The sequence below is a fragment of the Chroococcidiopsis sp. [FACHB-1243] genome (assembly GCF_014696895.1).
GTDB lineage: Bacteria > Cyanobacteriota > Cyanobacteriia > Cyanobacteriales > Chroococcidiopsidaceae > Chroococcidiopsis.
Map to the genome: position 1 here is coordinate 1 of NZ_JACJQX010000099.1, position 7,603 is coordinate 7,603.

Below are 7,603 nucleotides of genomic sequence, written 5' to 3' on the forward strand. Positions count from 1 at the left end.
TAATTGCTCTGGACACTGTAACTCCATTAGCCGTACCGCTGTTGCTGCTTGATGCGGAAGCAGTCGCGAACTAGAGCGCGGACCCCGCTTTTTTGCTTTTACTACTGAGAGCGGGGTATGGTTAACACTTAATTCTTCCCTCAAAATCTCTCTGGAAGCCGACTCTCTAGAAATTATACTTGGCAAAAATTGTTCACCATAAGGCGCTCTCATTAGCAGTAGGGGCGACCATAGCGCCATGACCGAAAAGATTGGGATCGATAGGGCAAGCAGATATCTAGGCGGCATAATACATACTCCATGACTCAAACATCTTTAAGCTAAGGTCTTGCATTTGAGATGAAAACCTATTAGTTGATAGATTACAGTGGGTAAGTAGTTAAGCAAAATTAATGGTAACTTAGCGAAAGCTAAGTAATAGAAAATATCTGTCCTCCAAAATTTTTTGCAACACAACCCTCCTGTCATCTCTCTGCTTGATTTGAGAATATCTATCAAAGATTACGCTCAATCGGCTCTCGCTGAGTCGTGGTTTCTACTACAGATCTGCGAGACTTGTGATTGGATTGAAAGCGATCGCGAATGTTACCAATAACGATGTACAGCACTGGTACTACAAACAAAGTTAAAAAAGTAGCGATTAGCATGCCGCCAAATACAGCTGTACCTAAAGATTGTCGGCTAGCTGCTCCTGCTCCTGTGGCAACTGCCAGCGGCCAAATCCCTAACAAAGTAGAAATTGCCGTCATTAGAATCGGTCGTAAGCGTTGTTGTGACGCTTCCACTGCCGCTTTAGTCAGGGACAAACCCTGCTCCCGCAGTTGATTAGCAAATTCCACAATGAGAATTGCATTTTTGCTAGCTAAACCAATTAACATCACCAAACCAACTTGGCAGAACACATCATTATTTAAACCCCGTAATGACTGCGATAACAGTGCCCCAAAGATTGCCAGAGGAACTGCCAGCATAATAATCAAGGGGTCAACATAGTTCTCGTACTGAGCTGCAAGCACGAGAAAGACGAAGACTAGACCTAAAGCAAAAATAATTGGGGCCTGACTGCCAGATTCTTGCTCTTCCAAGGCTACTCCCGACCACTCGTAGCCCATACTTTGTGGCAAAACTTCTGCAGCTAGTTGCTCCATTGCTTCAATTGCTTGTCCAGAACTATAACCTTCAGCTGCTGAACCATTAATTTCAATCGCGCGGAATAAATTGTGGTGATTAATCACTTGTGCTCCTGTAGTCGGAGTCATACGCACTAAATTACTTAAAGGAATCATTTGATTGGTTGCCGAACGGACGTACAGTTTACCAATATCTTCCGGATTAGAGCGAAACTGCGCGTCTGCCTGCACGTACACTCGATAAGTCCGCCCCTGCAAGTTAAAGTCGTTGACGTAGCGCGAACCTATGTAAGATTGCAGTGTATTGAAGACATCATCTACGTCAACTTGCAACGCCTCAGCTTTATCGCGGTCGACTTCAATCTGCATCTTGGGCGCATTCGCGGCAAAAGTGCTAAATACAGATTCTAACTGCGGTGTTTGATTGCCGCGTTCCATCAGTTCGCGCATGACTTGCACCAAATTGTCCAAGCCACTATTACCTGCTCGATCTTCCAAATAAAACTGGAAGCCACTAAAACTACCTAGACCTTGAATTGCTGGCGGGTTTCTTGGTACTATTCTGGCTTTTGGGATTGCTGATAGTGTAGAGCGCAACTTACCGATCAGTTCTGCTGCTGACTGACCCAGACCCGTGCGTTCGTCCCAAGGCTTAAGATTGGTAAAAATTACACCACTGTTGGCAGTGGTGCCATTACCAAAACTAAAGCCACCATTTACGAAAGTGCTTTCAACTTCTGGGAGTTTAAGCAGCTCTTGTTCTACCTGGTTCATCACTTCGCTAGTGTAGTTGAACGATACTCCCTGCGGTGCTTGAACAATTGTAAAAATTCGTCCTTGGTCTTCTTCAGGGAGAAATGCTGCGGGTACGGTTTGGTAAAGCCAAGCTGTGAGTCCTAAAGAGGCAATGAATAACAACACCACGATCGCTTTAACGCGGGTCAGGTGCCAAAGCGATCGCTCATACCCTCGCTGTACGCCATTAAGAAACCAATTAATTGCACCAAAAACCCAGCCCTGTATACCACGCGGCTGGGATCTCTGACGCAGCAGTAACGCCGAGAGAGCTGGTGTGAGGGTAAGGGCTAAAAAGGTAGAGATAGCAATTGAGAAGGCAATTGTCAGCGCGAATTGGCGATAAATTTGTCCTGTAGAGCCAGGGAAAAAAGCAACTGGCACAAACACTGCCATCAAGACCAGCGAGGTAGCAATCACAGCCCCAGTCAGTTCGCGCATTGACTCAGTAGCAGCCTCACGCGGTGGCATTCCCTCATCCTGAATTAAGCGAGCAATATTTTCAACTACGACGATCGCGTCATCTACCACCATCCCTGTTGCCAATGTCAGACCAAACAAAGTTAGGGTGTTGATCGAAAACCCAAAAGCCTTGACAAAGGCAAAGGTGCCAATCAAGGATAAGGGAATAGTAAGTACGGGAATTAGGGTCGTGCGCCAGTCCTGTAAGAAGAGAAAAATTATCAAGATCACTAGCGCAACTGCTTCCACCAGTGTCTTGAGTACTTCACTCAAAGACTCTTCCACAAACAGTGTGGTGTCAAATGCTACCTGATACTGTAGTCCTGGAGGAAAATTTATAGCTAGCCTTTCCATTGCGGCTCGGACACCCCTAGCTACCTCTAAGGCATTGCTACCTGGAATCGGGTAGATGCCGATGCCAACGCCATCTTGACCCCGAAAGCGAAAGAACGAACTGTAAGTTTCTGCTCCTAGTTCCGCCCTGCCTATATCTTTAACTTTGACTAGCGTGCCGTCTGCACCTCTTTGGACGATAATATTATCAAATTCAGCCGGATCTACAAGCCGGCTGACAGCCTCCAGGTCAATTTGATACATCTGCCCATCAGCAGTAGGTGGTTGACCGATTTGCCCTGCGCCTACCTGTAAGTTCTGTCTACCGACCGCATCTACTACATCTTGAGCGGTTAGGTTACGACTGGCAAGCTTATTCGGATCTAGCCACAAGCGCATAGCGTATCGGCGTTCGCCAAAAATTCGCGCCTCGCTCACGCCAGGTACTCTCTGCAGAGCATCTACTAGGTTGAGGTCTGCGTAGTTACTGATGAAGATGTTATTATATTGATTGTTTTCTGTGTATAGCCCAAAAGCCAAGACAATGTCATTCGACTGCCGAGTGACAGAAACACCAGTTCGCTGCACTTCTTCTGGCAATATTGGTTCGGCAAGTGCCACGCGATTTTGGACATCGACTGCCGCGATGTCTCGGCTGCGCGAGGAGTCAAATACAACTCTAATTGTACTATTGCCAGTGTTAGTGCTGCTTGAGTCAATGTAGCGCATGCCCTCGACACCATTAATCTCCCTTTCCAAGACAGTCGTGACAGTATTTTCCACAACTTCCGCACTAGCACCGACGAAGGTGGCAGTCACGTTGATTTGGGTTGGGGCGATCTCTGGGAATCGGGCAGCGGGTAGAGTCGGAATGCTAATTGCCCCCAGCAGCAGAAAAATGATAGCGCAGACGCTAGTAAAAACTGGTCGCTTAATGAAGAAATCTACAAACATAGGCTGATTTACACTTGGTTTGGGGAGGTGTACCTATTGCTGAGAAACTCTACAGCTTAGGGATAACAGCAGTGGCATTAGACAAACTTGACTAGCCCCGATCGACAATGCTTCCTCTCAATCCTCTGCATCTTATATTTGCTCACTAGTCGCCTCTCCACTGAAAGATGTCTTGCGTAGGTTTTTAAAGCATCTGTTAAAAATTTTCTAATTCCAAAAGGCTCTAACAACTTCTTTAATTCCAGAAACACTTCATCTTATCGCCAGCCAAATACACAAGCTAATATTTCTCCTATGCAACGATCTATTGCATGCCATAACCAACGCGCTCTTTTTCTTTTTCCCGACAAAACTTTGCATCTCATCGACATGACGCATCTACAACACTGTCTTCGAGGCATTTCGCAAACGCTATTGCAGCATCTTACAAAGCACCACGCGGTCAGCGCAGCCATTTAGCTGCTGCTTGCTGACGCTTGTCTGACAAGCTTATACAGGCAGTTTCCTCTAAGGACGGAAACGAAAACCCATCCCTTTAACCGTTTCAATCCGATCGCTGCCTAACTTCTTGCGTAAATGTCCGACGTACACATTGACAATGTTGGAGTCTGGATCGTAGTCATATCCCCAGACACGGTTTAGTAATTGCTCTTTGCTCAATACATGCATCGGGTGACGCAGAAATACCTCGGTTAAAAAGCACTCGCGAGCTGACAGATCGACCAAGCGATCGCCTACCGAAACCTGTCGAGTTTTGAGATCGAGAGCAACATTCCCGACTCGTAGTACTGTTTCTTCCTGTCCTTTAGAGAATTGATGAGTGCGTAACCGGACTCGAATCCGCGCCAGCAATTCCTCAAAGCGAAAGGGCTTGGTGACATAATCATCTGCACCGCCTTCCAGTCCAGCCACCGTATCCTCGATGCCATCCCGCGCTGTTAGCACAATAACGGGCAACGATTCGCCTTGACCGCGCAACTCCTTAAGCACCACCAAGCCATCTTTGCCAGGCAGCCCCAAATCGAGAATTATCAAATCAAAATCTTCACTGCACGCCAGTCTAGCCGCTTCACGACCGTCTTTAGCCACCAAGGTTGTGAACCCGTGCGCTCGCAGTCCGGTTTCCAGAAAGTCGGTGATGTGAGGATTGTCCTCGGCGATGAGAATCCGATTCATCGGTAGCAGTCTCCTTGGCGTTTAAGGGCAAGACCAGGGTAAAGGTAGAGCCGTGACCGAGCTGGCTGGATAGCTCAATCCAGCCTCCGTGGGCGTTGACAATGGCTTCTACGATCGCCAGTCCTAGTCCCGCTCCCTCAAAGAGATCGTCTCGATCGAGCTTGGTAGCGCGGGCAAAGCGCTGGAAGATTCTCTCCTGGTCTGCAGGGGCAATGCCTTCTCCCGTGTCTTTCACCCAGAAATGCAGATGCCTGTCCTTACTGGTCGAACCCATAGCGATCGTATCCCCTGGCTGGGTATGACGCACCGCATTTTGCACCAGATTCATCACGGCCTGAGTAAATCTCTGACGGTCTAGCGTCACGGGGCTGAGTCCCTTGGATTCTAACTGCCAGGATCGATCCGCCAGCTGTTTGGCTTTGAGGTAAAGCTCTTCGGTCAGCCAGTCCAGTTCCTCTGGCTTGGGCTTGAGAAAATCAGGACGTTCTGCTTTCGCTAGAAGCAGTAGATCGTTCACGAGTCGCCCCATGCGATTGAGTTCGTCCATGACCAGCTTGAGGGTCTGCGGTTGCTGCTCCGGTCGGTAGCTCAGCATCTCTAGCTGCCCCTGGATTACCGTGATCGGCGTTCGCAGTTCGTGACCGGCATCTCTAATAAACTCTTGCTGGCTGTTGAAGGCAAGCTGAAGCCGATCGAGCATTTCGTTGAATGTGATAGTCATTTCGGCAATTTCATCTGACCCTTTGACGGAAATGCGTTGAGTCATATCTGATTCGGTGATGGAACGAGCCGTTTGAGTGAGCATCCGCAGCGGAGCCAGCACTTGTCCAGCCGTTCTCCAGGCGATCGCGGTTGCAACAATGAAAACGATCGCGCCGACCTGAATGACAATTAATAATAAATTATTGACTTGCCTGGTGGTTGTTGCTGTATCATATAGAATCACTAGTACACCTTGAACTTTATCTCCCACTTGAATGGGTTCTACTCCGTAAAGCCACGATCCATCAGCGCTCGTGACCTCACCGTAACGCGGTTGGGTCAGTTGTGACCAATCTCCAATCAGATCGGGGCGTTGGGTCAGTGAGTCTAGAGGCGCGTGAGGCGTCTGATAGGCAATCTTACCATCGATCAAGGCAACCGCTGAGTCACTGATCCCGATACTTCTAGGAATATAGCGATAACGCTGAAAGTATGTATCCAGAACAACAGCAAGATTGTCTTCAGAGGGTGCTTGAGTCATTACATTTTGAGTGATGCCGCGAAACACTTCTACTTTTCGCAGAACATGCTGCTCTGCCTGCTGTTCCATGTGGTGATAAAGAAGCTGACGAGTCATCAAAATTGCCACGACTCCAGAGCAGGCTGTTAACATAAAATACCAAGCGAGAACGCGGGTCGTTGCTCTACTAAAAAATCGCTGCCAGCGCCCTAACTGGGAATGCTTCACTGGATTGTGAGTGTGACGCTCGACTGAAAAATGATGGCGTTTCATTCTGTTGCTCCCACTAACGTCAAAACTTTGTTAGCTGTGCGACTCTACACAACGCGTTCTAGACATTCGATCGGAGGCACCTGTCTAGCCCAGCTTGAGCAGCAGAGAAAAGCGAAATCCGACTCATGAGTAAAGTCAAAAGTCAATTGACGAAGCTTAAATAATTTTAGCTGCAATGTCATCCATCCCTAGATATAAGTACTCCTATTTAAGCATTGCTTGATGAAGTAAGCCGATGCCAGATGGTGCGGAGAGACTTGTGCTGCGCAAAAACGTGTAAAGCAATCAACGCTAAAAAGGTGTACTGATGATGGCTATACTCGCGCCGAAATACTCGAAGGAGCAGGAAAATTCTGAGCATTAATAATCCGATAACGAGTGTTCCAACTGATTGTGAAAGTCAAAGAGATTACCTCTGATGGATATGTTATCTGGTCAATGGGACATGAAAACGTCAGATGCATAGAGAAGCAAGAAGCAAATCGCCATTATCCAATGCAATGACTATAGCTATTTGAAGGCTGACGTTAATCTAGTTTTTGTTGTAACAGGTACGCTCACTAGAATTTTTTCTGCTGTTAAAGCATAACTGCTAGAGCCGAGACTTGAGCATAAAAATCTGTCTATTAAAGTTCTGCCAGTTTTGACCGAAGCTCGTTGCTGCTCAAGACTGATGAATTGAGTGCGGGAGTTTTCAGGGTTTTCATCCTTTCGAGCCGATCGACCATAAAACAGTCTTAATAGTGAATACATGATTGATTCTCCAAAATTTTTGTCTGTGGTCTCAGAGCCTTGAGTCAACCTTCTCTCACTGTTCGCTTACCTCAGTGAGAGAAGGATTCCATTTCTAGGGCATTGCTGATTCATCGAGTGCGATGCGTGCTGGTCTATTTCAGCGAGAATCCGTTGCTCAACACAGAACATACTCTGTTACTCATCCAATGTTTGCTGCCGTTCAGAATCAAAGCGATCGTTCAATGCCAGAGCAAGCAAGCCGACCACAGTAGCCAGAGTCGTCATAGAGAAAGTTGCAATAGATATGCGCTCCATCATCTATCCTCCGATATGGTTTAATGTCAATAGGGTTTGTCTGGCTTACACTATCCAGTCTCGGAGGCTGAGATAAATTGCGCATAAATCTTATATGAAAAAGTTTTTACTAACCAGAGCATAGAATGGTGAACAGTTTTAGGCAGCGGAGTAAGCAACATGTTTCTCACGAAAAAAGTTTTGTACAACGTGTGGTTGACGTTGTGTA

General features: G+C 47.0%; 5 protein-coding genes and 1 pseudogene. All 6 read right to left on the bottom strand.

Annotated elements, in window-relative coordinates:
- Window positions 1–288 (bottom strand): annotated as a pseudogene (locus H6G17_RS33770) (hypothetical protein); the annotation flags it as partial.
- 206 nt (window positions 289–494) lie between these two features.
- Entirely contained in the window at window positions 495–3,674 is a 3,180-nt protein-coding gene (locus H6G17_RS31565; RefSeq protein WP_192162583.1) for an efflux RND transporter permease subunit, read from the bottom strand.
- 77 nt (window positions 3,675–3,751) lie between these two features.
- Window positions 3,752–3,925, bottom strand: coding sequence for an IS1 family transposase (locus tag H6G17_RS35065; protein WP_192162585.1), 174 nt, complete (start codon window positions 3,923–3,925; stop codon window positions 3,752–3,754).
- A gap of 256 nt (window positions 3,926–4,181) precedes the next feature.
- The gene (locus H6G17_RS31575; RefSeq protein WP_192162587.1) at window positions 4,182–4,850 is read right to left on the bottom strand and encodes a response regulator transcription factor; all 669 of its coding nucleotides are present in this window, start codon (window positions 4,848–4,850) and stop codon (window positions 4,182–4,184) included.
- Window positions 4,756–6,345, bottom strand: coding sequence for a HAMP domain-containing sensor histidine kinase (locus H6G17_RS31580; RefSeq protein ID WP_192162596.1), 1,590 nt, complete (start codon window positions 6,343–6,345; stop codon window positions 4,756–4,758). Before H6G17_RS31580 ends, H6G17_RS31575 begins: the two co-directional genes overlap by 95 nt.
- Before the next feature lie 510 nt (window positions 6,346–6,855).
- Window positions 6,856–7,098 carry a hypothetical protein gene (locus H6G17_RS31585; protein ID WP_192162599.1) on the bottom strand — a complete coding sequence of 81 codons (243 nt, stop codon included), beginning with the start codon at window positions 7,096–7,098 and terminating at the stop codon, window positions 6,856–6,858.
- Window positions 7,099–7,603: the final 505 nt, after the last annotated feature.

Bases quoted from the DNA above. Each gene is read 5' to 3' on its own strand.
- H6G17_RS31565 (WP_192162583.1), bottom strand. From the start codon at position 3,674: ATGTTTGTAGATTTCTTCATTAAGCGACCAGTTTTTACTAGCGTCTGC.
- H6G17_RS31575 (WP_192162587.1), bottom strand. From the start codon at position 4,850: ATGAATCGGATTCTCATCGCCGAGGACAATCCTCACATCACCGACTTT.
- H6G17_RS31580 (WP_192162596.1), bottom strand. From the start codon at position 6,345: ATGAAACGCCATCATTTTTCAGTCGAGCGTCACACTCACAATCCAGTG.
- H6G17_RS31585 (WP_192162599.1), bottom strand. From the start codon at position 7,098: ATGTATTCACTATTAAGACTGTTTTATGGTCGATCGGCTCGAAAGGAT.